At 63.8% G+C, this 21,627-nt stretch carries 28 protein-coding genes and 1 pseudogene; 15 read left to right on the top strand and 14 right to left on the bottom strand.

The features are described from left to right. Positions 1-125: 125 nt before the first annotated feature. Positions 126-557, bottom strand: coding sequence for a flagellar biosynthesis repressor FlbT (gene flbT, locus HAP47_RS14935; RefSeq protein ID WP_173637578.1), 432 nt, complete (start codon positions 555-557; stop codon positions 126-128). A gap of 368 nt (positions 558-925) precedes the next feature. Here flbT and HAP47_RS14940 point away from each other — a divergent pair, with 368 nt between their 5' ends. The 3 genes from HAP47_RS14940 (at position 926) to HAP47_RS14950 (ending at position 3,058) form a co-directional block, all read left to right on the top strand. Beyond that, complete coding sequence (locus HAP47_RS14940) at positions 926-2,095, top strand: flagellin N-terminal helical domain-containing protein (RefSeq protein WP_173637577.1); 1,170 nt, start codon at positions 926-928, stop codon at positions 2,093-2,095. A gap of 206 nt (positions 2,096-2,301) precedes the next feature. Beyond that, positions 2,302-2,667, top strand: coding sequence for a flagellar biosynthesis regulator FlaF (flaF, locus tag HAP47_RS14945; protein WP_050403500.1), 366 nt, complete (start codon positions 2,302-2,304; stop codon positions 2,665-2,667). A 28-nt stretch (positions 2,668-2,695) separates the two neighbouring features. Further along, positions 2,696-3,058 (top strand): hypothetical protein, encoded by a 363-nt coding sequence (locus HAP47_RS14950; protein ID WP_173637576.1) that lies wholly within the window; start codon positions 2,696-2,698, stop codon positions 3,056-3,058. 18 nt (positions 3,059-3,076) lie between these two features. Here the strand turns inward: HAP47_RS14950 and HAP47_RS14955 are convergent, their stop codons facing one another. The 4 genes from HAP47_RS14955 to HAP47_RS14970 form a co-directional block, all read right to left on the bottom strand. After that, the gene (locus HAP47_RS14955) at positions 3,077-3,463 is read right to left on the bottom strand and encodes a hypothetical protein (protein ID WP_173637575.1); all 387 of its coding nucleotides are present in this window, start codon (positions 3,461-3,463) and stop codon (positions 3,077-3,079) included. Between the two features lie 162 nt (positions 3,464-3,625). Further along, on the bottom strand, positions 3,626-4,123 hold the full coding sequence (locus tag HAP47_RS14960) for a hypothetical protein (protein ID WP_173637574.1): 498 nt from the start codon (positions 4,121-4,123) through the stop codon (positions 3,626-3,628). Between the two features lie 23 nt (positions 4,124-4,146). Then, the gene (flgJ, locus tag HAP47_RS14965; RefSeq protein WP_173637573.1) at positions 4,147-4,503 is read right to left on the bottom strand and encodes a flagellar assembly peptidoglycan hydrolase FlgJ; all 357 of its coding nucleotides are present in this window, start codon (positions 4,501-4,503) and stop codon (positions 4,147-4,149) included. Further along, positions 4,503-5,627 carry a flagellar basal body P-ring protein FlgI gene (locus HAP47_RS14970; protein WP_092115428.1) on the bottom strand — a complete coding sequence of 375 codons (1,125 nt, stop codon included), beginning with the start codon at positions 5,625-5,627 and terminating at the stop codon, positions 4,503-4,505. Before HAP47_RS14970 ends, flgJ begins: the two co-directional genes overlap by 1 nt. Before the next feature lie 265 nt (positions 5,628-5,892). Between HAP47_RS14970 and HAP47_RS14975 the strand changes: the two genes are divergently transcribed. Next, a complete protein-coding gene (locus HAP47_RS14975) occupies positions 5,893-6,306 on the top strand; it encodes a flagellar assembly protein FliX (RefSeq protein ID WP_173637572.1) in 414 nt (137 codons plus the stop codon). A gap of 25 nt (positions 6,307-6,331) precedes the next feature. Here the strand turns inward: HAP47_RS14975 and HAP47_RS14980 are convergent. Next, positions 6,332-6,716, bottom strand: a pseudogene (locus HAP47_RS14980) (winged helix-turn-helix transcriptional regulator). A 102-nt stretch (positions 6,717-6,818) separates the two neighbouring features. Here HAP47_RS14980 and HAP47_RS14985 point away from each other — a divergent pair. The 5 genes from HAP47_RS14985 to HAP47_RS15005 all read left to right on the top strand — a co-directional run bounded on the left by HAP47_RS14985 (position 6,819) and on the right by HAP47_RS15005 (position 11,172). Continuing rightward, positions 6,819-7,430 carry an NAD(P)-dependent oxidoreductase gene (locus HAP47_RS14985; RefSeq protein WP_173637571.1) on the top strand — a complete coding sequence of 204 codons (612 nt, stop codon included), beginning with the start codon at positions 6,819-6,821 and terminating at the stop codon, positions 7,428-7,430. Between the two features lie 222 nt (positions 7,431-7,652). Continuing rightward, positions 7,653-8,018: an RNA polymerase-binding protein DksA gene (gene dksA, locus HAP47_RS14990; RefSeq protein ID WP_021077973.1), complete on the top strand. Its 366-nt coding sequence runs from the start codon at positions 7,653-7,655 to the stop codon at positions 8,016-8,018. Positions 8,019-8,255: 237 nt separating this feature from the next. Beyond that, positions 8,256-9,062, top strand: a complete 807-nt coding sequence (locus HAP47_RS14995; RefSeq protein ID WP_173637570.1) for a phytanoyl-CoA dioxygenase — start codon at positions 8,256-8,258, stop codon at positions 9,060-9,062. Between the two features lie 187 nt (positions 9,063-9,249). After that, positions 9,250-10,278, top strand: coding sequence for an SDR family oxidoreductase (locus HAP47_RS15000; RefSeq protein WP_173637569.1), 1,029 nt, complete (start codon positions 9,250-9,252; stop codon positions 10,276-10,278). A gap of 108 nt (positions 10,279-10,386) precedes the next feature. Then, a complete protein-coding gene (locus HAP47_RS15005; RefSeq protein ID WP_173637568.1) occupies positions 10,387-11,172 on the top strand; it encodes a 2-keto-4-pentenoate hydratase in 786 nt (261 codons plus the stop codon). Between the two features lie 3 nt (positions 11,173-11,175). On the opposite strand, the gene HAP47_RS15010 is transcribed toward HAP47_RS15005, so the two are convergent. Further along, positions 11,176-11,928 (bottom strand): carbonic anhydrase, encoded by a 753-nt coding sequence (locus HAP47_RS15010; RefSeq protein ID WP_173637567.1) that lies wholly within the window; start codon positions 11,926-11,928, stop codon positions 11,176-11,178. A 919-nt stretch (positions 11,929-12,847) separates the two neighbouring features. Between HAP47_RS15010 and HAP47_RS15015 the strand changes: the two genes are divergently transcribed. The 6 genes from HAP47_RS15015 (at position 12,848) to HAP47_RS15040 (ending at position 16,274) form a co-directional block, all read left to right on the top strand. Continuing rightward, entirely contained in the window at positions 12,848-13,171 is a 324-nt protein-coding gene (locus HAP47_RS15015; RefSeq protein ID WP_173637566.1) for an ArsR/SmtB family transcription factor, read from the top strand. Next, entirely contained in the window at positions 13,168-13,599 is a 432-nt protein-coding gene (locus HAP47_RS15020; RefSeq protein WP_173637565.1) for an SRPBCC family protein, read from the top strand. The genes HAP47_RS15015 and HAP47_RS15020 overlap by 4 nt, the downstream gene beginning before the upstream one ends. A 149-nt stretch (positions 13,600-13,748) precedes the next feature. Continuing rightward, positions 13,749-13,982, top strand: a complete 234-nt coding sequence (locus HAP47_RS15025) for a hypothetical protein (protein WP_173637564.1) — start codon at positions 13,749-13,751, stop codon at positions 13,980-13,982. Positions 13,983-14,037: 55 nt separating this feature from the next. Next, positions 14,038-14,472 (top strand): DUF1801 domain-containing protein, encoded by a 435-nt coding sequence (locus tag HAP47_RS15030; protein ID WP_173637563.1) that lies wholly within the window; start codon positions 14,038-14,040, stop codon positions 14,470-14,472. Between the two features lie 40 nt (positions 14,473-14,512). Next, positions 14,513-15,013 carry a GNAT family N-acetyltransferase gene (locus tag HAP47_RS15035; protein WP_173637562.1) on the top strand — a complete coding sequence of 167 codons (501 nt, stop codon included), beginning with the start codon at positions 14,513-14,515 and terminating at the stop codon, positions 15,011-15,013. Positions 15,014-15,218: 205 nt separating this feature from the next. Then, entirely contained in the window at positions 15,219-16,274 is a 1,056-nt protein-coding gene (locus HAP47_RS15040; protein WP_173637561.1) for a phosphatase PAP2 family protein, read from the top strand. A 12-nt stretch (positions 16,275-16,286) separates the two neighbouring features. Here the strand turns inward: HAP47_RS15040 and HAP47_RS15045 are convergent, their stop codons facing one another. The 7 genes from HAP47_RS15045 to flgF form a co-directional block, all read right to left on the bottom strand. Continuing rightward, entirely contained in the window at positions 16,287-16,625 is a 339-nt protein-coding gene (locus HAP47_RS15045; RefSeq protein WP_173637560.1) for a hypothetical protein, read from the bottom strand. Between the two features lie 155 nt (positions 16,626-16,780). Then, positions 16,781-17,074 carry an antibiotic biosynthesis monooxygenase gene (locus HAP47_RS15050; protein ID WP_173637559.1) on the bottom strand — a complete coding sequence of 98 codons (294 nt, stop codon included), beginning with the start codon at positions 17,072-17,074 and terminating at the stop codon, positions 16,781-16,783. A 96-nt stretch (positions 17,075-17,170) separates the two neighbouring features. Continuing rightward, positions 17,171-17,605 (bottom strand): hypothetical protein, encoded by a 435-nt coding sequence (locus HAP47_RS15055; protein ID WP_173637558.1) that lies wholly within the window; start codon positions 17,603-17,605, stop codon positions 17,171-17,173. Between the two features lie 327 nt (positions 17,606-17,932). Next, on the bottom strand, positions 17,933-18,685 hold the full coding sequence (gene flgH / locus HAP47_RS15060) for a flagellar basal body L-ring protein FlgH (protein ID WP_173637557.1): 753 nt from the start codon (positions 18,683-18,685) through the stop codon (positions 17,933-17,935). A 5-nt stretch (positions 18,686-18,690) separates the two neighbouring features. Next, positions 18,691-19,746, bottom strand: a complete 1,056-nt coding sequence (gene flgA, locus HAP47_RS15065) for a flagellar basal body P-ring formation chaperone FlgA (RefSeq protein ID WP_173637556.1) — start codon at positions 19,744-19,746, stop codon at positions 18,691-18,693. Between the two features lie 2 nt (positions 19,747-19,748). Next, positions 19,749-20,537, bottom strand: a complete 789-nt coding sequence (gene flgG / locus HAP47_RS15070; protein WP_173637555.1) for a flagellar basal-body rod protein FlgG — start codon at positions 20,535-20,537, stop codon at positions 19,749-19,751. 16 nt (positions 20,538-20,553) lie between these two features. Beyond that, the gene (gene flgF / locus HAP47_RS15075) at positions 20,554-21,318 is read right to left on the bottom strand and encodes a flagellar basal-body rod protein FlgF (protein ID WP_173637554.1); all 765 of its coding nucleotides are present in this window, start codon (positions 21,316-21,318) and stop codon (positions 20,554-20,556) included. Between the last annotated feature and the right edge of the window lie 309 nt (positions 21,319-21,627).

Raw genomic sequence — 21,627 nt, forward strand, 5'->3', positions numbered from 1 at the left:
CCTCATCTCCAGCCAGCAAAAAGGGCCTCCCTCGCGGAGGCCTTTTCGTTCAGGCGGGGGCCAGAGCGCTTTCAAGCGAAGGGGATGCCGGTTCGCGTGAAGAAAACGCGTCAAAACAGCAAGCTCTACGCGCTCTTGCGGGTATCGTCCTGATTGACGTTCTGCCGACCGCGTGCGGTTTCCAGCAGCTTCTCCTCATGCGCGATCAGCTTCTTGGATTCCTTCAACGCGTGATAGAGATCGCCGTTGAGGATGAAGTTGTTGACGCTCTCGATGAACGGCCAGGCGCTTGGCATCGCAGTGATGATGTCGCGCACCAGGCTGAAATAGGTCGGGTGGTGCGCCATCGGGTCCGGCGACAGATACATCAGCTGCACCGCGAGATAGATCAGTTTCGCCGGCGTGTCCGCGGTCTCCGGCGTCAGGATGTCCTTCTCGCGCAGGATCGGGATGCGGTCGCCGTCAATCAGAAGCCGGGCACGCTGCTCGGTGTTGGTGATCACGCAATTGCCGACGATGATGCGCTCGTTCGGTTTGAGTTCGACCTTCAGGGCCATGACCGTTCTCCTTTGCCGGGCAGTCGCGCGACGTCGTTGCAGCGGAACGAAGTTGAGTTCGGCACTGCTTAGCAGCCGCCGTCGCGGCCCGGGGCCGATGCGACAGCGATCCTTTCCCATGATGGTTAACGCTTGGTGAACAGCGGGGCCGCGCGATTGGCGGGATCCGGCCGAAATCGGCAAGCGGCTCAGTAGTTTTCGCGGCGAACTTCGCCCAGTGGCGACATTTTTATTCTTCGGCATTTGTCTCAAATGCCTTGTTGGAGATTTCTTTTTCCTTGGCGGCTCTACCGCAGGATCGGCCATCCGCCCGGTCAGAAAGGATTGGCGCGGCTTTCTTCTCAGTTTCACACCAGAAAGGTATGAAAATGTCCGGTATCATTCTCTCCTCCTCCGTTCGTCAGAACCTCCTCTCCCTCCAGTCCACCGCCGATCTCCTCTCCACCACGCAGAACCGTCTTGCCACCGGCAAGAAGGTCAATACGGCGCTCGACAACCCGACCAACTTCTTCACCGCACAGTCGCTCGACAACCGCGCCAGCGACCTCAACAACCTGCTCGACGGCATCGGCAACGGTGTGCAGGTGCTGCAGGCTGCCAACACCGGCATCACCTCGCTGCAGAAGCTGGTCGATACCGCGAAGTCGATTGCCAACCAGGTGCTGCAGAGCCCGACCGGCTACACCACGAGGTCGCAGGTCAGCTCCACCGCGGCGCTCGGCGGCACGGCAGCCAACCTCGTCGATGGCACCACGATCAAGAGCGGCGACGTGCTGGCGATCGCGGCCTCGGCCGGTCAGCCCGCTTTCAGCTTCACCTTCGGGGCCAGCAGTTCGCTGGCTCAGCTGAATACGTCGCTGGCGGCCAGCAACCTGACGGCGAGCCTCGACAGCTCCAACAAGCTCGTCATCACCACGACCAACGACGCGGCGTCTTCGACAATCGGTGCGGTGACCTTCACCAACACCGGCGGCGGCACGGCGACGTTCGGCGCAGCCGGCACGGCGCCGGTTGCCGACCCGGCGTCGCAGTCGGCGCGTGCCGCTTTGGTGACTCAGTACAACAACACCATCGCGCAGATCACGACCACGGCGCAGGACGCCTCGTTCAACGGTATCAATCTGTTGAACGGCGACAACCTGAAGCTGACCTTCAACGAGACCGGCAAGTCCACGCTCGCCATCAGCGGCGTCACCTTCAATGCCACCGGCCTCGGCCTGAAATCGCTGGCGGCAGGCACCGACTTCCTCGATAACAACTCGGCGAACAGTGTCATTGCGTCCCTGAGCTCGGCGAGTTCCTCGCTGCGCAGCGAAGCCTCGACGCTCGGTTCGAACCTCTCGATCGTGCAGATCCGTCAGGACTTCTCGAAGAACCTGATCAACGTGCTGCAGACCGGTTCGTCCAACCTGACGCTGGCCGACACCAACGAGGAAGCGGCCAACAGCCAGGCGCTGTCGACCCGCCAGTCGATCGCGGTGTCCGCGCTGGCTTTGGCCAACCAGTCGCAGCAGAGCGTGCTGCAGCTGCTCCGCTAAGCACGCTGACAAGTGGTTCAAGAGCGGCGGGGGAAACCCCGCCGTTTTTCTTTGCCTCCGGAATATTACGGTATCTTTCGATGCCGTCAGAACGGCGCATTCCGTAACGCCTGCTAACCATATTTAAAGGCGCCGGATGCATAAATATCGGGCGCTAGAATTGCGTCTCCGCGGCCCGAGAAATCCGCATCCCATCGAGGTCATTAATGTCGAATGCAGCCCAGGCCTACGCCCGTACGTCAACGACGACGGCCTCCCCACGTGAAATCGAAGCGCAGGCGCTGTTGAAGGCCGCGCGGCAGCTGCAGGAAGTCCAGGCGAACTGGAATGGGCTCGACAAGGCGCTCGATCACGCATTGCTGTTCAATCGCCGCCTGTGGTCGATCTTCCTCAGCGCGGCAGAGGGCGCCGACAATCCGCAGCCGCTCGAGGTGCGTCAGAACATCGCGAACATCAGCGTGTTCGTGATGAAGCAGACCATCGACATCCAGATGAATCCGGATCCGGCCAAGCTGAAGTCGCTGATCGACATCAACTGCAACATCGCCGCCGGCCTTTCGGGCCGCGGCTGATCGGCCGGTTCACAACGGAGCTCTCGGCATGGCCGACGTGTTGAGCATCCTGTCCGCGAACTACAAGGCCGCCGGCCTGACGGTTCCGTCGAAGACGCCCTATGTGGCCGTCGATCCGAAGCTCTATGAGGGCAGCTGGAGCGGCAAGTACGCCAACAACAAGTCGTTCAACATCTCGGTGTCGAACGTCGATGGCTTCCGCGCCAAGGTCCATTATCAGAGCGACGCCACCAGCAAGTATCAGGACGTCCTGATCAAGGACGGCTCGTTCCGGGTCGGCGATACCAAGTTTTCGCTGGTGCAGCAGGGGACGGCATTGATCGCCAATGTCGTCACCGATCCGGTCACCGGATCGACCTATCTCGACAAGGCCTACGCCACACAGAAGTGAGCGACCACTCCGCTTGCGTTATGCGCGGCGGTCGGTTGCGTGCGCCCGCGTCGGCGCGTCCTTGCTGAGATCGAGCGCGTGGAAATAGGCGCGGCGGCGCAATACGGCTTCTTCCGGAAACTGTCTCACCACCAGATTCGTGCGATTGTCGACCACCTGATAGACCACGGCGCGCGCGTCGCGGTCGATGATGACCTGGTCGGTGACCGATGCTGCCTGATTTGAGAGCGACGCATTGACGGCGTTGGGGTCTATCGTGACGCGCACGCTCGGCTCCGGAGCGGTGACGCTCTGGCTCGCGGGCAATTCGGTCTTCACCGCCTTCTGCGCCGTATCACTCGTGGGAGTGATCATCGGCGCTGCAACCGGTGCCCCCACCGGCTTGATGTTGAAATCTGTACTCATGGCAGCCTCGTAGTGCACAGGCACTAGTTTGCTTGAGTCAAATCCCAACCCCTCACGATCCGCAACTCTACGGGGAACCTCTCAACAGGCTGTTAGGGAACGCGCTGAATGCCGCGCTGCTGGAGCCGCGTCGAATTGAGCTAAATTGTCGGCGTGCGTACGTCAGAGCGTGCGGCTGACGGCGATCGGTGTCATGTTGCGCGGGCCCGGCGTGGCGCGCTGCCCGTTCGCGGTATAGGTGTTCGGGATGTTGCGGCGCTGCACCTCGGCATTGACGCCGCGCACGATGCCTTCGGAGACCGCGTGTGCGGTCGCAAGCACCGTCAGGTTGACCTGCAGCATCGCGCGGAACGTCTCGTGATGACGGCGTAGTCTGGCGAGCAGTTCGGGGTCGGTCTGCGACAGCATCTTCTGCATCGATTTGAGGTGCTCCACCGCGAGCATGTAGCGCCGCGACAGCTCCGATTTCTGCGCCTCGAGCAGCATGGCCTCGCGGATCTTGCCGGCGCGGACGAACTCGGTCTCCTGCTCGACGACGGTGAGCAGCGCGCTCATCACTTCGGTCAGTTCGTTGGCGAGACGTGCGACATCGGGGGGCGTCGTCGTCGCGGGCCGCGCCGCGGCGGCGGCTGGCCGATGCTGCTGTGGACGCTGATTCATCGCGCTGCTCCTTGAGAACCGAATTAGCTCTTGTTCGCCTGCTGCAGGATCAGCGAGCGGAACACTTCGTTGGAAATGCCGACGCCGCCGGCCTTGGCGAAGTTCTTCGAATATTCGTCGGTCAGCATCGACCGCCACGCGCCGGTGCCGACCGTGTCGCCGTAGGGGCCTTCACCCTTCAGGCCGGTGGTCATCTGCGAGAACATCGTATTGAGGAACATCGATTCGAAATCGGTCGCGGTCGCCTTCGCCTTGGTGAGTTGCTGCGGCGTGACCTTCTTCATCGCGTCCTGCAGCACGGGATCGGGGCGGCCGTTGAACATCGGCATCAGCGCCTTGTTCGGCATGCTGCCGGTGGTGCTGTTGATCAGGCTTGCCATCACATCACCTCGATGTCGGCTTCGATCGCGCCGGCGGCCTTGATCGCCTGCAGGATGCTGATGAGGTCGCGCGGCCCGATGCCGAGGCCGTTGAGGCCGTCGACGAGCTGTTGCAGCGAGACGCCGTCCTTGACGACTGCGAACTTCTTGCCGTCCTCGCTGACGCCGACGTTGGTGCGCGGTGTCACGACCGTTCGGCCGCGCGACAGCGGATTGGGCTGGCTGACCTGCGGGCTCTCGGAGATCGAGACGGTGAGATTGCCCTGCGCGACGGCGACGGTCGCGACGCGGACGTCGCGGCCCATCACGATGACGCCGGAGCGTTCGTCGATCACGATCTTCGCCGCGAGATCGGGATCGACCTGCAACTGCTCGATCTCGGTCAGGAAGGCGACGACGTTGCCCTTGAATTCCGACGGGATCGAGAGCTGCACGGTGGAGGGATCGATCGGTTCGGCAGTCTTGACGCCGAGGTAATCGTTGACGGCCGCGGCAATCCGCTTGGCGGTGGTGAAGTCGGCGTTTCGCAGCGCCAGCCGCACATTGGGTAGCCGGTTGAGCGCGAACTCGATCTCGCGCTCGATGATGGCGCCGTTGGCGATACGGCCCACGGTCGGCACGCCACGGACAACACTCGCGGCGGCGCCTTCGGCCGCGAAGCCGGCGACCGCGACCGATCCCTGTGCCACCGCATAGACATTGCCGTCGGCGCCGAGCAGGGGGGTGACGAGCAGGGTGCCGCCCTGCAGGTTCTTGGAATCGCCGAGCGCTGAGACGGTGACGTCCATGCGGGTGCCCTGGGTGCCGAACGCCGGCAAATTGCCGGTGACCATCACGGCGGCGACGTTGCCGGTGCGAATGGTGGCGCCGCGGATGTTGACGCCCATGCGCTCGAGCATCGCCTGCAGCGACTGCTTGGTGAAGGGGATGTTGTTGAGCGTGTCGCCGGTGCCGTTGAGGCCGACCACGAGGCCGTAGCCGATCAACTGGTTCTGGCGCACGCCCTCGATGTTGGCGAGATCCTTGATCCGCGACGTCGCGGCCGCCGGCATGGCGGACGCCGCCAGCGCCAGCAGCGCGGCACAGGCCAACCCGAATAAGCTTACGATGCGGATGCCGGGCATCCAATGCTCCCCTCGAACTTCAACTCGCGGATCGCGCGACACTCCCATGACGGCGATCCGCCATTAACCATGCGAGCCGCGTGCCACTTCGCCTCTTTGGGGCAATGTATTGATATATTTATCGAAATTGTCGGGCCGCCGTTCGGTTCCGGTTCGCCGGGGAGCGCGAAACTGCCGTGCGGCGGCAGAAATTGCCGGGTCGTTTACGCACCGTTAACCATAAAACGGCGATGCTCGCGGCATTCAGGCCTGCGGGATCATGACGATGCGCATCTACGGACCGAACGGCACCACGCTAGGCACGTCCACCAGCGCCACGCGGCGCACCTCCTCGAGCGGCTTCTCGCTGCCGGATGCGACCACCGCGCAGGAGGAGGTTCGCTCCACCGCCGCGCCGAAGGCCGCCACCAGCCTCGATGCGCTGCTCGCGCTGCAAGGCGTCGAAGACCCAACCGAACGCCGCAAGCGCTCGGTGGCTCGTGGCAAGGGCGCGCTCGACGTGCTCGACGCGCTCAAGCTCGGACTGCTGTCCGGCAATTTCGATTCCTCCACTGTGAACCGGCTGCGCGATGCTGCGGCGAGCCTGAAGGAATCCTCCGGTGACCCCGGCCTCGATGCCGTGCTGGGCGAGATCGAGCTGCGCGTCGAAGTCGAGCTCGCCAAGGCCGGGCAGTATTAGGCTCCTCTCGATCAACTAACTTGCCTCAGGCCGCCAGTGCCCTGCGCTGCGCGTCGTAGCGGCGTTGTGCGGCCAGCACTTCCTTCAGATTCTGTTCGGCCCAGTCGCGCAGTGGATCGACCGCCTCGGCAAGCGTCGAACCGAGCGGCGTGATCGAATACTCCACCGTGACCGGAACGGTTGCGATCGCACGGCGGCGCAGGAGCCCGTCGCGCTCCAGGCTCTTCAACACGCGACAGCATTTTCTGCGAGATGCCTTCGATGGCGCGGCGAAGCTGGTTGAAGCGCATCGGCTCGCTGCGCAACAGCAGCAGGATCAGCACCGCCCATTTGTCGCCGACCCGGTCGAGGATCTGGCGCGTCGGGCAATTGGCGGCATAGGCGTCCGGCTTCAGGCTGGCGGCTTTCATCGGGTTACTCCGGCGTAATCAGGTGAAACAAGAGTGCCTTCTTCACACTTACATCCATTTCGCTATCTAGTCACCATTGGAAACTATCAATCGGAGACCTTGATGAAGATCGCCATCGCCGGCGCGTCCGGCCAGGCCGGCTCGCGCCTCACCGCGGAACTCGCCGGCCGCGGCCATGCCGTCACCGCCATCGCCCGCAACCCGGAGAAGATCGCAACCCTGCCTGGTGTCACCGCCGTGAGGGGGGATGTGAACGACCAGGGCGCCCTGACCGCGCTGTGGGCCGGCCACGATGCCGCGATCAGTTCCGTCCATTTCACCGTCAGCGACCCGGTCAAGCTGATCGAGGCGGCAAAGGCATCCGGGGTCGGCCGCTATCTCGTGGTTGGCGGCGCCGGCAGCCTCGAAGTGGCCCCGGGCGTCCGCCTGGTGACCACGCCGAACTTCCCGGCCCAGTACAAGGCCGAGGCCTCGAAGGGGGCGGAGTTCCTCGACCTGCTGCGCCAGGAAAAGGACCTGAACTGGACCTTTTTGTCGCCCTCGGCGCTGTTCGTGGCAGGCGAGCGGACCGGCAAGTTCCGGCTCGGGACCGACCAGCTTTTGACGGCTGCGGACGGGAAGAGCTCGATCTCCTTCGAGGACTTCGCAGTTGCACTCGCCGACGAAATCGAGCGCCCGGCCCATATCCGCCAGCGCTTCACGGTCGGCTACTGACAGGCCAGGAGAGGGGAAAAGCCGGCCCCCGGGCAGCACGGATAAGTTTGCCTGTGCAAGGCCTTGGGGGCACCCCGCCTTTCGCGGTGGCAGATATTGTCTGTCACATGACGTGGCTATATAAGGCGCCGCGCGGAGGGGTTCTGTTCCCTCCGCCTGACAGGGACATGGCTGCCTTTGGAAAAGCTGAAGAACTACCGGCCGACTGAAAAAGAGCCTTTCATGAATGAGCGGCAGCGCGACTATTTCCGCGCCAAGCTGCTGGCCTGGAAGGATGAGATCCTCCGCGAATCGAAGGTCACGCTGCAGACGTTGCAGGAAGAGAACGTCAATCACCCCGATCTCGCGGACCGAGCTTCCTCGGAAACCGACCGCGCGATCGAACTTCGTGCCCGTGATCGTCAGCGCAAGCTGATCTCCAAGATCGACGCGGCGCTCCAGCGCATCGAAGACAACACCTACGGCTATTGCGAAGAGACCGGTGATCCGATCTCGCTGAAGCGGCTCGAAGCCCGCCCGATCGCGACGCTGTCGGTGGAGGCGCAGGAACGCCACGAGAAGCGCGAGAAGGTCTATCGCGACGAATAGTGGCGGTGGACCACTACAGATTGATTCCGGCGCGCACCGGTCGTACGTTCGCGCCGCCATGATGACACGTACTCTCAACATCGCATCGGTCTTTCTCCTGGGCTGATCTCGATTCCGCACGGAAGCGCTGATCGTCCCCACGAGCCCGGGCTCGCGGGATTCCAGTGAACCGAATGAGCCGGCCAAACTCCGCGCCTCGCGGAGCATCGACGGCTGGCGATGATTTGAGAGGCAATCGTGACCGATCGAGACGACACGCGTGTGCTCAGCGACGCGCAAATCGAGCAATTCATCGAACAGGGCTTTGTCCGGATCGACAATGCCTTTCCCCGCGAACTCGCCGATGCGGGACGTGCCATCATGTGGCGCGACCTGCCGTGCAGCGAGCATGATCCTTCGACCTGGACGCGCCCGGTGGTGCGGCTGCCCGGCTATGGCGAGGAACCATTCCGGTTGGCGATCAACTCGCCGCTGCTGTATCGGGCGTTCGACCAGATCGCAGGCCCCGGCCGCTGGTCTCCGCGCCACAACATCGGAACCTTCCCGGTGCGGTTTCCGCATCCGGACGATCCCGGCGATGTTGGCTGGCATATCGACGTCAGCTTTCCCGGCGACGATTGCGACCCGCACGAGCGGAGCGACTTCTCGGCATGGCGGGTGAACGTCAACTCGCGCGGCCGGGCGCTCCTGATGTTGTTCCTGTTCTCCGATGTCGGCGATGACGACGCGCCGACCCGGATCAGGGTCGGTTCGCACTTTCCGATGGCGCGTTATCTGGCGCCGGCGGGCGAGGCCGGACGCGCGCGGATGAACCTCGCGCAAATGGGCGCCGAGTGCGAGCTTGCGCTGGCGACGGGTGAAGCAGGCACGGTCTATCTGTGCCATCCCTTCCTGGTGCATGCCGCGCAGAAGCATCGGGGAACGAGGCCGCGCTTCATGGCGCAACCGTCGCTCAGTCCCGCCGAGCCGTACCGGCTCAAGCGTGACGATGGCGCCTATTCGCCGGTCGAGATCGCGATCCGGCGCGCGCTCGGCATGGGTTGACGCTGTCGTTCCGCAAACTTGGTCCACCTCTCCCGCTTGCGGGGGAGGTCGGATCGCATTTCGTTAGATGCGATCCGGGTGGGGGCTCATTCTACTTGTCCGACGTCAGACAGTGACCAGATGCGGCCTGTGCAGGGTGGACGGTGCATTGTGTGCCCACCTGCCGAACCATGAAGAGGGCAGCGACATGAGCACGGTTTTGGTCACGGGCGGATCCGGTTTCATCGGCGTGCATACAATACTGCGGCTGCTTGCCGACGGGCATGCAGTGCGAACCACGCTGCGCAATCCGGATCGCAGCAAGGACGTGATCGCGATGCTGCGCGAGGGGGGCGCGCTTGCGGCCGACCAGGTCGGCTTCGCCACCGCCGACTTGCTGCGCGATGACGGCTGGCGCGAGGCGGTCGCGGGGTGCGATTACGTGCTGCATGTCGCATCGCCGCTTGGCGCGCATGTGCCGGAGGATGAGAACGAGCTGATCGTTCCGGCGCGCGAAGGCACGCTGCGGGTGTTGCGCGCGGCGCGCGACGCCGGCGTCAAGCGCGTCGTCGTGACGTCGTCGTTTGCGGCGATCGGCTACGGCCATCCGCCGCAAGCCAAGCCGTTCGATGAGACCACCTGGTCGAACCTCGATGGCCCCGATGTGCAGGCTTACCCGAAATCCAAGACGCTGGCCGAGCGCGCCGCCTGGGATTTCGTCGCGCGCGAAGGCAAGGGCCTCGAACTTGCCGTGGTCAATCCGACCGCGGTGTTCGGCCCCGCGCTCGGCGCCGACTTCTCCGAGTCGATCGGCATCATCAAGGCGCTGCTCGACGGCGCGATGCCGGCGGTGCCTCGGATCCATTTCGGCCTCGTCGACGTGCGCGACGTCGCCGACCTGCATCTGCGCGCCATGACCTCGCCCAAGGCCAGGGGTGAGCGGTTCCTCGCGGTCGCCGGCGAGACCATGTCGGTCCTGCAGGTGGCCCGGCTGCTGCGCGGGAAACTCGGCAGCAAGGCGCGGCGCGTGCCCCGGTTCCAGGCGCCGGACTGGATGATGCGGCTCGCCGCGCGGCGCAACCCGTTGGCCCGCGCCGCCCTGCCGCTGCTCGGCAAGGTGCGCCGCTCGACCAGCGCCAAGGCGCAGAACCTGCTCGGCTGGCGTCCGCGCGGCAATGAGGAGATGATCGTCGCGACCGCCGAGAGCCTGATCAGGCTCGGCCTGGTCAAGGCTTGACGGCCTCGCCCGTCCGGCGTGCTTGCCAGACGCGTCGGCGAGTGCTGAATTGCAGTGAGCAGACGGAGGCGCCACCGCGCCGCCGAGAACATCAGGGAGGCTGCGCAGATGGATCGGGTCCTCGCGGCCGCAAAGGCGATTGCCAGCGCGCGCCGCAGCCGCGCGCCGCTCAAGGCGCTTCCGAAAGACATCGTGCCGCTTGACGAGGCCGAAGGCTATCGCGTGCAGTACGCGCTGCACGATTTGCTGCAGCCGCAGGTCGGCAGTGTCGTCGGCTACAAGATCGGCTGCACCAGCGCGGTGATGCAGGAGTATATCAACATCTCACACCCCTGCGGCGGTGGCGTGTTCGAGAAGGTCGTGCATGACAGCGGCGTGCGGCTGCCGGCGGCCGACTTCGTCCATGTCGGCGTCGAATGCGAGATCGCGGTGCGGCTGGCGCGCAGTCTCGCTCCGAGCGAAGCGCCGTTCACCGCCGAATGGGTCGCGGAGGGGATCGAGGCCTATCAGCCGGCGATCGAGATCGTCGACGACCGTTACGTCAAATGGCAGACGCTCGGCGCGCCGACGCTGATCGCCGACGATTTCTTCGCCGCCGGCTGCGTGCTCGGCGAGGCTGTTCCGCGTATCACCGTGCCCGATCTGCGCAAGGTCGCCGGACGCGCGCTCGTCAACGGCAAGGAGGAGGGGCGCGGCACCGGGGCCGATGTGCTCGGCCATCCCCACAACGCGCTCGCCTGGCTCGCCAATCATCTCGCCGCCGAAGGCCGTGGCCTGCATGCCGGCCAGATCGTGCTGACCGGCAGCCTGGTCAAGACGGTGTGGCTGAAGGCGGGCGACACGGTCGTGATGGAGCTCGATGGGCTCGGCAAGGTGGAAGCGACGTTCACCTGAGTTTCACATCGCCGGACGCCTGGCGTCCGTGACAAGCTCGACCTTGCCGTCGGTCAGCCGATAGACCGCGCCGACGATCCTGAGCTTGCCCTGATCGACCGCGGCGCTGAGGATCGGCGTCGCCGTCTTCAGCTTCGCGACGTTGTCGATGACGTTTTGCCTGACAGCGTTGGCGAGCCGGTCGCCCGGCTTGCCCTCGGTCGCCTTCACCGCAGTCGCGATCGCAGTGACCAGCGAGGGCAGATGGCCGGGCAGGGTGGTGTTGTCCTTCAGCGACTTGATCGCGGCGTCGACCGCCCCGCAGCTGTCGTGACCGAGCACCATGAATAGCGGCACGCCGAGCACGGACTGCGCATATTCCAGGCTTGCGATCATCTCGTCGCTGGCGAAATTGCCGGCGACGCGGCAGACGAACAGATCGCCGCGGCCGGTATCGAAGGCGTATTCCGGTGCGATGCGGGAGTCCGCGCAACTCAGGATGCCGGCGAACGGGTTCTGTCCGCCGGACAGCGCCTCGCGCTCGTGCTTGAAATCATGCCGCCGCGAAACGCCTTCGACATAACGGAGGTTGCCCTTCACCAGCCGGTCGAGCGCGGCGTCCGGCCGCAGCACGTTCTGCGGCTTCGGCGGCGGTTTTGTCTCTTTGGCCGTCACGGCCGGCGCAAGGGCGAGGCTGGCCGCGGTGCACGCCGCGCCAGCGAGGAAGAAGCGCCGGGAGGTTCGGTTGGGAGGCATGATTTCGCAGAACTGGCACATCAAGGTTTTCCGTGAACAAGGACCGCATCCGCGCGATATTTGTAGGTCATGCGCAATGCCTTCACAACGAGTTGAATTCGTACGCTCGCGTCGGCTGTATCCACAATCGTCGTCCCGGCGAAGGCCGGGACCCATAACCACAAAAGGACATTGTTGAGCGTCACTGGAACGACGAGTCCCGTTCACTACAATTGCTGCGGCGTATGGGTCCCGGCCTTCGCCGGGACGACGGTGAATGTGTGGCACGGTCTATGAATCACACATCCGCGTTCTCGCGACACGCTTTGTCCGAGTCTTGCATCTCGTTTCGCCGCGCAGGGAAAGCCGGGTGCCGATCGCACCCATGGTCCCGTGCAACAAAAAGCACGGGAGGTAGGACCACAGGTGTAACCGGAAACAACCCGGCTTTCCCTGCGCGATGGTTGTACAACTTACTTCGCGCTCTCCCCGGCGAGACTGGGCTTGTTTGTCCCCGTCTCCGCGAAGACGCTTTCGCATCTTGCGATGAGACACCGGCCACCAGGGCGTCAGGCCCGCACGAATTCGCCGTCCGCTTCGTGTGCTCTCGTCAGTCACACACTCAGTGTCCACCGCATCCCACGCCGCGTTCGTGACGATCGTGATCCGCCCCTCGTACCGGGTGAGACGGATCAATTGAACATCTGAGTTGGGTCAAACGCCAAGCGGAATATTTTCTTATGCTGAGATCGACAGGTCTTGCTGAGTTGACCGACGGGCAGATTAGCGGCGATCGCATAACCAGTTAGCTATGGGTATATCGGGGCGGCCGTTCGTACACCAAGCAGGCCGGAAGCTAGGTACTCAGGGCATGGGCCGCTGGTCCTGAACTTACCGCTTGACCAATTCATAGCTGGGTGGTTATACGTTAATCCATAGCCAATGGGTTATTGATCGCAAAATGCCGGACACTCACGACGTGCTGTTTCGAACCCTCGCAGATCCGACCCGCCGGGCGATCTTCGAGCGCCTGTGCCGCGAGGGCGAGCAGACCGTCGGTGCGCTGACCGCGCGGGCAAAGATCTCGCAGCCGGCGGTGTCAAAACATCTCGGCGTGCTGAAGCAGGCCGGGCTGGTGCGCGATCGCCATGAAGGAAGGCAGACGCATTACAGCGCACAACTCGGCGCGCTGGCGCCGCTGATCGACTGGACCAGCCAGATGGCGGGCTTCTGGCAGAACCGGTTCGACCACCTCGAAGATCTTCTCAAAAGGATGGACCAATGAACAGGACCACCGCCGAAACGCGCTCCGCCATCGTGGAGCGCGAATTTCCCCATCCGCCGGAAAAGCTCTGGCGCGCGCTGACGCAACCGCACCTGATGGAGGAATGGCTGATGAAGAACGACTTCAAGCCCGAGGTCGGGCGCAGCTTCAATCTGCGCGGCGAGTGGGGCGGCGTGCTGGACTGCAAGGTGCTCACTGTGGAGCCGCACAAGACGCTGTCCTACACCTGGAATTTCGCGCATGCGGATGCCGCCTACAATCTCGAGAGCGTGGTGGTCTTCACGCTGACGCCGACAGCGAAGGGCACCCATCTGCGCGTCGAGCAGTCCGGCTTCCAGCCGCATCAGAAGCAAGCCTATGGCGGCGCCCATGCCGGGTGGAAGCAGTTCCTGGAGAATCTCGATCAGCTTCTGGTGCGCGAGGACTGATCGCCTCTCTCTCTCTCTCTCTCTCGTCATTGCGAGGAGCGATAGCGACGAAGCAATCCATTGATCCGCGTACTCGGTGCGATGGATTGCTTCGCTTCGCTCGCAATGACGGCAATACACAAATTTGCACCGACCCAACAGGAGATCACATGAACTGGAACAACTGGATCAGGCAATTTCACCGCTGGCTCTCGATCGCCTTTACGGTTGCCGTCATCATCAACATCGTCGCGATGGTGCTGCAGCAGCAAGCCGTCTGGATCGGCCTGCTGGCGCTGTTCCCGCTGATCTTCATGCTGCTGAGTGGCCTGTATCTGTTCGCGTTACCCTATCTGGCGCCGCGGCGCGTGCGTAGGGCATCGACCGGGACGTCACAAGCGTGATGCCCGGACATTCCAAATGTGATTGCATGGGACAGGCTGGGACCACGAGGCAGCAATGACGGCATCGGAACGTATCGACCAGATGATCGAGGATCTCACCGACTGGCGCGGCAAGACGCTCGCCAGCCTGCGAAAGAGCATCCTCGCCGCCGACTCCGGAATCGTCGAGGAATGGAAGTGGATGGGCAGCCCGGTCTGGTCGCGCGACGGCATCATCGCGGTCGGCAACGCCCACAAGGGCAAGGTGAAGCTGACCTTCATGTATGGCGCGCAGCTTCCGGACCCCGACAAGCTGTTCAACACCGGCTTCGAAGGCAATGTACGGCGCGCGATCGATCTGTTCGAGGGCGACAAGATCAACGACCGCGCGCTGAAGGCGCTGATCCGTGCCGCGATCGAGCGCAACCAGGCCAAATCCAGCAAAACTGCGAAGAAGCCGGCGAAGAAGGTGGCCGCGGGCGCTCGCGCAACCGCGAAGAAGAAAGCATGAGCTGCGCCGGCATGCAGCCTGCCGATCCGGTCCGTCCGTGATGATCGAGACCAGGCTCGCCACATCGTCGGATGCGGAAGCGATCTCAGCGCTGCTGACGGCCAACGCCGGCGACCGCGGCGGCATGCTGCTTGGGCAATGGCCGCGCGAGGTGATTGAGACGCGCATTGCACGCGGGCAATCGATCGTCATCGCGACCGGCGATGAGGGCAGGCTGCTCGGCGCGCTCCTGACGTCGGAGAAGGGATTCGGCGAGGCCCCGCCGGTGCAGGCCATGCTCAAGGCCTGGCCGGGCGGCCCCGGTGCGTATGTGTATGGTCCCGTGTGCGTCTCCCCGGACGCGCGCGGCCTCGGCGTCCTCGACGCGCTATACGCCAGGCTTCAGGCAACGTTTCCCGGCGGCGAGGCGATCCTGTTCATCAGGGAAGACAATCCGCGCTCGCTCAAGGCGCATCTGCGGCTCGGCATGCGCGAGGTCGCGCGATACGACTTCGGCGGCAAGGTTTTCGTGGTCCTGCGCGACAGGCCCGCCCCCGGATAGCCCGGACCGCGCCGGGAACCTGAGTTCTACGCACGGGAACTCCAGTCCCGTTGGCACCAATATCGGGAAATAAATCGTTCACCATCGGATACGAATGACCGGCGACCTGCCACAGGTTGTATCTCGTTACCAACGCAATTGAAGGCGTGGCTGCTAAACCTGTGGCTGTGGAATGAGCGGGTCTCGTGTCGAGGCGCCCGTTGGAATGGCAGTCGCAATGCTCAGTCAGTTGGTCGGTCCGTCACGGATCGCGTCGTCGGTCGACACCGATGTCGCACAGCAGGCCTCCCCGAGAACAGCGGCTACGAGCGAGGAAACTCGCATCCCGCAACCCCATCAGCGGGTCGAGCGGGGCGCATGGTTGATTGGCATCGCGGCGAGCGGTTTCGCCGGCTTCCTGCTCTGGACATTCGAGATCACAGTCGAGCCCGAAAGCCTGGCGCTGTTTTCGGGCCTGATGGGGTTTCTCCTTGCCGTCCATATCGTCTATGGCAGATGGCGGTCCGCGCCGGTTCTGTCCAACCTGGCAGGAGCCGTTGCCGTGTTCTTCTGGTCGGCCGCGGCGGCAGCAACGATCAGCCTCGTTGGCCTGCGATACAAGTTCCCCCTGATCGATGGCAGTCTCGCCGATGCCGATCGCTTCATCGGGATCGATTTGCCGTCCATCATCCTGTGGTTTGCAAGCCATCCATGGCTGACTGAGCTGCTCGCCGCGGGCTATTGCAGCTCATTCGTCCAGGTGGCCGCGCTGTTCGTGCTGCTGGCGGCGACAAAGCGCTTCGACAAGCTTTGGCAACTGGCATTCGTGTTCGCCTTGACGATCGTTGCGTCGACGACGTTTTCGGTGTTCTGGCCCGCCAAGGGGGCCTTTGTCTATTTCGACCATCCCGTCGCGATCCTCGATGCGCTGCCCGAGCACGCGGGGACCTATCATCTCGCAAAGTTCGAGTACTTCCGCAACGGCGTGTTTCCGGAACTGTCGTTAAACAATCTGCAGGGCGTCGTGACCTTTCCGTCGTTCCACACCTGTCTTGCCTTGATGACGATTTTCGCAACGATCGGCACACGGTGGTTGTTCGGCATCACGCTGATCTGGAATCTTCTCGTCCTCGTCTCGACGCTTCCGATCGGCGGCCATTACGTCATCGACCTGACCTGCGGTGCGCTGCTGTGGCTGGCGGCGATGAAGATCGAGGCGATGCTCGGCAGATCGTTCGTGACCTTGCGCGGAATGCCGATGCCGGAAGCGGTGTCCGCCTAGCGCGCGGCCAGCCTACGCCGAGATGTCGACCGCCTGGCCGGCCTTGCCGGCGTTCTTCTGAAACGACTGCTCGATCAATTCCTTGATCTTCTGCTCGACCGCGGCGCGTTGATCCGGCGTCATGGTCTTCAGGTCCTGCTCCGACAGACCCATGCTCTTGAGGATATTCGCGCGCAGGCGGTCCATCGGGCTCATCTGCGCGTATTTGAGAAACTTCTGCTCGACGGTGTCGTCGGATGAGCTGCCGCCGGTCGATTGCGTGGATCCGGTGGCGTCCGCCGTCAGCGGTTTCTTCAACGTGCCAGCCGTCATGTTGGCTGTGACCGGTCCGAAGGCCGAGATCGACGTCATCTGCGCGCGCTGTCCCCGTTGCAATGCTGCAATCGCGGAGCAAATGGCGTGCCATCCGAAGCGTCAGCAATTTCAAGTAAATCGCGACGACGCGGCACGCGCCGGACGTGCCGCAGGAAAGTTCTGCCGGGTGAACCTTGCCGGGGAAGCGACCGTCACGCCTTGGTGTGCACGATCACCGGACCTGCGATTGCGGTGGCTTGCCCGACCAACAGGGGGCCGAGATTGTCGTCGATCCAGGCCAGTGCGCGGCGGTTGGCTTCCTCGGCGCCGGCATGGTTGTTGAAGACGCTGATCGCGGTGACCGTGTCGTCGCCGGCATAGACCACGTAATAGGCCATGAAGCCTTCTACATCGCTGATGATCGGAATTGCGCCTTCCTTGATCCGGCGCGCGAGTTCTTCGGCGCTACCAGTCTTCGCCTTGGCGTGACGGATGGCGGCATACATGCGTTCCTCCTTCCGGCTGCATCGATCGGGCTGCGCTTCGCGCATCCGCGATGGTACGCCTGAAGCGGCGGAGATGCCATCGGGATTGCGGACCGATCAGCTGAAGCGCCTGGTCACGACGGTTGTGCGGCGGTCGGGGAGCTTCGGCAGCCTCGTCAGATCCGCGCGCGTTGCCGCGGTTTTTGGCCCGGGGGCGGGCGCCTGCTCCTGTTGCTGCAGAAACAGCGTGGCTTCGAACAGCACGCCGGGGGCCTGCTTGGCCGTGCCCGAGCACACCGCGCGATTGCCGCTGAAGGTGCCGGTCAGCTGCGCCTCGACCTCGTCGCATCCGAACACGGTGGTGAACGGGCCGTCGGCATATCGGTGCGTCGTCAGGACCGCCGTGAAGCGGTCCTCATCGAGCTGATAGGAGCCGGCATAGGTGAACATGGCGTCGCCGCCGCTGATCCTGCCGTTTGTGAGCTGGACTATTCCGGTGCCTTCGCCCCGCGGCGTCCGGAACCACGCCGCATATCGACCGTCTCTTTGCATGACCGTCACGAACTGCAAACCCTGCGTTGTCGTCTAGCTACGTTGCAATCGGAGCGACTGCTACTGCGGGCTGCTGCAACGGTTAACGAACCGAGAAAGCGATCGCGCGAGTTGCGCGAAGCGGTATCGGACTGATGCGCGACGATCGCGCGAGTGTATTCGACCGGTCACAAGAATGCCACGGCCCTCGCCAGGGGAGCTAGCGAGGGCCGTGTTGGTACACCGCGCCGCGCCTAGGTTCGCGACGAGATGTGGGAGCTCGAAAAAGTCTTACTCAGGCATGATCCTTATCCGAAAACCGGTTTCCACTTTTCGGGATCATGCCCGTCAGAAGGGCAAGAGCACGTCGAGAACCTGCTGGCCGTAGCGCGGCTGTTGCACGTCGGTGATCTGGCCGCGGCCGCCATAGGCGATGCGGGCCTGGGCGATCTTCGAGGAGTCGATCGTGTTGTCGCTCTGGATGTCTTCCGGACGGACGATGCCGGCCACGATCAGCTCGCGGATTTCGTAGTTGACGCGGATCTCCTGCTTGCCTTCGACCACAAGATTGCCGTTCGGGAGAATCTGGGTGACGACGGCGGCGACGTTGGTCTGCAATGCTTCCTGGCGGTTGACCGAGCCCTTGCCGTCGCTCGAGGCCGTGGAGTCGGCGGTCAGGATACGGCCGGGCAGGATCTTGTTGGCCTGGGTGATAGTCTGCGAGCCGAGGAAATTGGTCACCCCGGAATCTTCGGAATTGGTGCGGCTGCGCTGGGTTTCGTTGGCGATCGCGGCCTTGTCGGTGATGTTCACCATGACGGTCAGGATGTCGCCGACGCGCGCGGCGCGCTGGTCCTTGAAGAAGGCGCGCGAGCCGCTGCGCCACAGCGAGTTGGGGCTGTAGGAGGCGACCTCGGGCTTCGGCATCGGCATCTGCACCGGCTTGTAGCCGGGCTGCGCCGTCGGGTTCTCGATCTCCGTCAGCTTCGGCTTTTCACCGATCTGGGAGAGACGGTCGATCGACGAGCAACCGCTGGCGATCGTTCCGAGTGCGAGCAGCGCACCGGTCAGGATGAGGCGGTTGATGCGGTACTGGGACATGAACTTTACTCGGCGTTTGGTGCGACTGAACTCAGCTTGACGGGAGCGGAATCTGAAGAGGCGGCGTCGGCGGCCGGCGCTGCGCGCGGCGTCGCGACCGAGATCGAAACCTCGCCGCGCCCTGTGACCACGCCGGTGACCGCGCGCTTGGACTGCAGGTTCATCACGTTGACGACGTCGCCCTCGGCGCCGCCATCCATCGCCTTGCCGCGGATCGTGAGGTAGAGACCGGAGGTGCGGTAGACCAGCGTGACGTTCTGATCGCGGGTGACGAGATCGGGTTTTGCCATGTCGGCTGTGCGCAGCGCCTGGCCGGCGCGGATCTGGCGGCGCATCTGCATGCCGACGGCGCTGTCGCGCACCGCCGCGTCGTTGCCGATTTCGGCTTTCGGACGGCGCTCGACCGCCACGTCGGAGGCTTTCAGCACATCGCCGCGTTCCACATTGCGCGTCAGCACGGCGGCCTCGATGGTCTCGATCGCGGTTCCGGTGAGGCGCAGCTTGTACGGAGCCGTGCCGGCTTCGTTGCTGACCTCGAAGGTGACGTCGAAACGCGTCGAGCGCGGGTCATAGCGCACGGCGACGGGCTGCATCGCGCCGGTGTTGGTTGCCTCGAGGCGGAGGTCGCCGGGATCGCGGTCGAAGGTCAGCGCGATGTTGCCGGCCCTGCCGAGCCCGTGCCGGCCCTCCAGCGCGCGCGTCAGCTGCTGCTCGATCTCCTTGCTGTCGATGATGCGCGCGAGCCGCGTGACGGTGATCTCCTTCAGCTCGCGGGTGTCGACGCCGATCACCTGGTGGGTGCGCAGCACGTTCAGCACCTGTGCGACCGGCAGTGTGCCTGTGGTGCCGAGATCGGGCGCGCGGTAGATCGCAATGCTGCCGGCGCTGCCGGCGTTGTCGATGAGGTCGCCGACCCGCACGATGTCGTCCGCGACCGTGACGCTGGCGCGCAGCGTCGGCACCGCGATGGTCTCGCCGCGGACTTGCGCGGCGGCAGGTAGCGCGGTCACCGCGAGGAGCGCGGCAGCAACCAGGAATGAGCGGGCGATCATCGACATCATCCTCAGCGGAACAGGTTGGAGGTCGACTGCATCATCTGGTCGGCCGCGGAGACCACCTTCGAGTTCATCTCATAGGCGCGCTGCGCGGCGATCAGGTCGGAGATTTCCGAAACCACCTCGACGTTGGCCTGTTCGAGGTTGCTCTGCTGCATGTCGCCGTAGCCGTCGGTGTTGGCGATGCCATCCTGCGGCTGGCCGGAGGCCGGCGTTTCCTGGAACAGATTGTCGCCGATCGGCATCAGGCCCGCCTTGTTGATGAAGCGGGTCAGGCCGATCTGGCCGATCGTGGTCGATGCGGTCTGGCCCGGCAGCGTCACCGAGACCTGACCCTGCGCATTGATGGTGAGGCCGGAGGCGTTCTGCGGGATCGTGATCGTCGGCTGCACCAAATTGCCCTGCGCGTTGACAATGCGGCCCTGATTGTCCATCTGGAACGAGCCGTCGCGGGTGTAGGTGAAGGTGCCGTCCGGCATCAGGATCTTGAAGAAGCCTTCGCCGCGGATCGCGATGTCGAGATCGTTGCCGGTCGGCGACAACGTGCCCTGGGTCATCATCCGCGGCGTGCCGACGGTCTTGACGCCGCCGCCGAGGTCGATGCCCATCGGCATGATGGTGTTCTGGTCGGAGGCCTGCGCACCGACCCGGCGCACATGGTCGTAGATCAGGTCCTGGAACGCGGCGCGCTGCTTCTTGTAGCCGGTGGTACGCAGGTTCGCGATATTGTTGGAGATCACCTGAACGCTGAGTTCCTGTGCCGCCATTCCGGTCGCCGCGGTATAAAGTGCGCGCATCTGTCAGTCCCCCGGATCAGTTCGGCACGTCGGCGAGCTTGTCGATCGCCGATTTGTGCAGGTCGCTCTGCTGCTGGAGCAGCGAGGCGATTTGGGTGTAGGTCCGCGTGATCTCGATCATGCGGCTCATCTCGACGACGGAATTGACGTTCGACTTCTCGATGAAGCCCTGGCGGATCTGCGCTTTGGTGTCCGGCTGCGGTACTGCGCCTTCGCCTGGCACATAGAGGTTGGAGCCTTCCTTCAGCAGGCGCTGAGCCTGCGCGAACGAGACCAGGCGCAGCTTGCCGCGGATCGAGTCGAGCCGGGACGTGCCTTCGAGCACGCTGACGTTGCCGTCGGGGGCGATGTTGACGTCGTGATCGGTCTGCTGGAACGTGATCGGGCCGGCGGTGCCGAGCACCTGATAGCCCGAGGCGGTGACGAGCTGGCCGCGATTGTTGATCTGAAGGTTGCCGTCGCGGGTGTAGCGCTCGCCGCCCGGCGTCTGCACCACCAGGAAGGCGTTGCCGTCGATCGCGACGTCGAGCGGGTTCTTGGTCTCTTCGGTCGGGCCCGGCGAGAAGTCGTGGAAGGTCGCGCGGTCCTGCACGAAGGAGACGCGGCGGTCGGAGGACGCGAAATTGTCCTCATGCGCGTTCGCGGACAGATATTCCTGGAACAGCGACCGGTCGGCCTTGTAGCCGTTGGTGTTCATGTTCGCGATGTTGTTGGAAACGACATCCATCTGCCGTTCCAGCACCATCTGCTTCGATAGTCCGACCAGAAGCGTATTCTGCATCGGTGGTTCTCCCCTGTGAGGTGATCCGATGCGAATGGTTCTCCCAAACCTTCACGCCGGACCGTCGGTAACCATTGGGTTCTCCCAAACCCGCCAGTCACGTCGTCCTCTCAGCGAAACCCGTGCCAACTTGAAATAATCAGATATTTGAATGGGTTGGGTGTTTTGCAGGGCGCCGTGCCGGGCGGCAGAAAGGTCTTGTTGACCATGTTTGCCCGGCAGTTTTTTCCTAGTGGAAGGTAAATCCTAATCTTCCGTTAACCATTATGACCCCAGTGTTGCCGGCATTGGGGCGCGTGTGCGCCGGCG

The sequence above is a fragment of the Bradyrhizobium sp. 41S5 genome, assembly GCF_011516665.3.
Lineage (GTDB): Bacteria > Pseudomonadota > Alphaproteobacteria > Rhizobiales > Xanthobacteraceae > Bradyrhizobium > Bradyrhizobium quebecense.

Excerpts from the sequence above, each read along its gene's own strand:
- HAP47_RS14940 (WP_173637577.1), top strand. The coding sequence starts at position 926 with ATGTCCGGTATCATTCTCTCCTCCTCCGTTCGTCAGAACCTCCTCTCC.
- HAP47_RS15030 (WP_173637563.1), top strand. The coding sequence starts at position 14,038 with ATGACGGCATCGGAACGTATCGACCAGATGATCGAGGATCTCACCGAC.
- HAP47_RS15035 (WP_173637562.1), top strand. The coding sequence starts at position 14,513 with ATGATCGAGACCAGGCTCGCCACATCGTCGGATGCGGAAGCGATCTCA.
- flbT (WP_173637578.1), bottom strand. The coding sequence starts at position 557 with ATGGCCCTGAAGGTCGAACTCAAACCGAACGAGCGCATCATCGTCGGC.
- HAP47_RS15055 (WP_173637558.1), bottom strand. The coding sequence starts at position 17,605 with ATGCAAAGAGACGGTCGATATGCGGCGTGGTTCCGGACGCCGCGGGGC.
- flgA (WP_173637556.1), bottom strand. The coding sequence starts at position 19,746 with ATGATGTCGATGATCGCCCGCTCATTCCTGGTTGCTGCCGCGCTCCTC.
- HAP47_RS14950 (WP_173637576.1), top strand. The coding sequence starts at position 2,696 with ATGGCCGACGTGTTGAGCATCCTGTCCGCGAACTACAAGGCCGCCGGC.
- HAP47_RS15025 (WP_173637564.1), top strand. The coding sequence starts at position 13,749 with ATGAACTGGAACAACTGGATCAGGCAATTTCACCGCTGGCTCTCGATC.
- HAP47_RS14960 (WP_173637574.1), bottom strand. The coding sequence starts at position 4,123 with ATGAATCAGCGTCCACAGCAGCATCGGCCAGCCGCCGCCGCGGCGCGG.
- flaF (WP_050403500.1), top strand. The coding sequence starts at position 2,302 with ATGTCGAATGCAGCCCAGGCCTACGCCCGTACGTCAACGACGACGGCC.
- dksA (WP_021077973.1), top strand. The coding sequence starts at position 7,653 with ATGAATGAGCGGCAGCGCGACTATTTCCGCGCCAAGCTGCTGGCCTGG.
- HAP47_RS15050 (WP_173637559.1), bottom strand. The coding sequence starts at position 17,074 with ATGTATGCCGCCATCCGTCACGCCAAGGCGAAGACTGGTAGCGCCGAA.
- HAP47_RS14955 (WP_173637575.1), bottom strand. The coding sequence starts at position 3,463 with ATGAGTACAGATTTCAACATCAAGCCGGTGGGGGCACCGGTTGCAGCG.
- flgG (WP_173637555.1), bottom strand. The coding sequence starts at position 20,537 with ATGCGCGCACTTTATACCGCGGCGACCGGAATGGCGGCACAGGAACTC.
- HAP47_RS14985 (WP_173637571.1), top strand. The coding sequence starts at position 6,819 with ATGAAGATCGCCATCGCCGGCGCGTCCGGCCAGGCCGGCTCGCGCCTC.
- HAP47_RS15000 (WP_173637569.1), top strand. The coding sequence starts at position 9,250 with ATGAGCACGGTTTTGGTCACGGGCGGATCCGGTTTCATCGGCGTGCAT.
- HAP47_RS15020 (WP_173637565.1), top strand. The coding sequence starts at position 13,168 with ATGAACAGGACCACCGCCGAAACGCGCTCCGCCATCGTGGAGCGCGAA.
- HAP47_RS15045 (WP_173637560.1), bottom strand. The coding sequence starts at position 16,625 with ATGACGTCGATCTCGGCCTTCGGACCGGTCACAGCCAACATGACGGCT.
- HAP47_RS15040 (WP_173637561.1), top strand. The coding sequence starts at position 15,219 with ATGGCAGTCGCAATGCTCAGTCAGTTGGTCGGTCCGTCACGGATCGCG.
- HAP47_RS15015 (WP_173637566.1), top strand. The coding sequence starts at position 12,848 with ATGCCGGACACTCACGACGTGCTGTTTCGAACCCTCGCAGATCCGACC.
- HAP47_RS14975 (WP_173637572.1), top strand. The coding sequence starts at position 5,893 with ATGCGCATCTACGGACCGAACGGCACCACGCTAGGCACGTCCACCAGC.
- HAP47_RS15005 (WP_173637568.1), top strand. The coding sequence starts at position 10,387 with ATGGATCGGGTCCTCGCGGCCGCAAAGGCGATTGCCAGCGCGCGCCGC.
- flgF (WP_173637554.1), bottom strand. The coding sequence starts at position 21,318 with ATGCAGAATACGCTTCTGGTCGGACTATCGAAGCAGATGGTGCTGGAA.
- flgH (WP_173637557.1), bottom strand. The coding sequence starts at position 18,685 with ATGTCCCAGTACCGCATCAACCGCCTCATCCTGACCGGTGCGCTGCTC.
- HAP47_RS14970 (WP_092115428.1), bottom strand. The coding sequence starts at position 5,627 with ATGCCCGGCATCCGCATCGTAAGCTTATTCGGGTTGGCCTGTGCCGCG.
- HAP47_RS15010 (WP_173637567.1), bottom strand. The coding sequence starts at position 11,928 with ATGTGCCAGTTCTGCGAAATCATGCCTCCCAACCGAACCTCCCGGCGC.
- flgJ (WP_173637573.1), bottom strand. The coding sequence starts at position 4,503 with ATGGCAAGCCTGATCAACAGCACCACCGGCAGCATGCCGAACAAGGCG.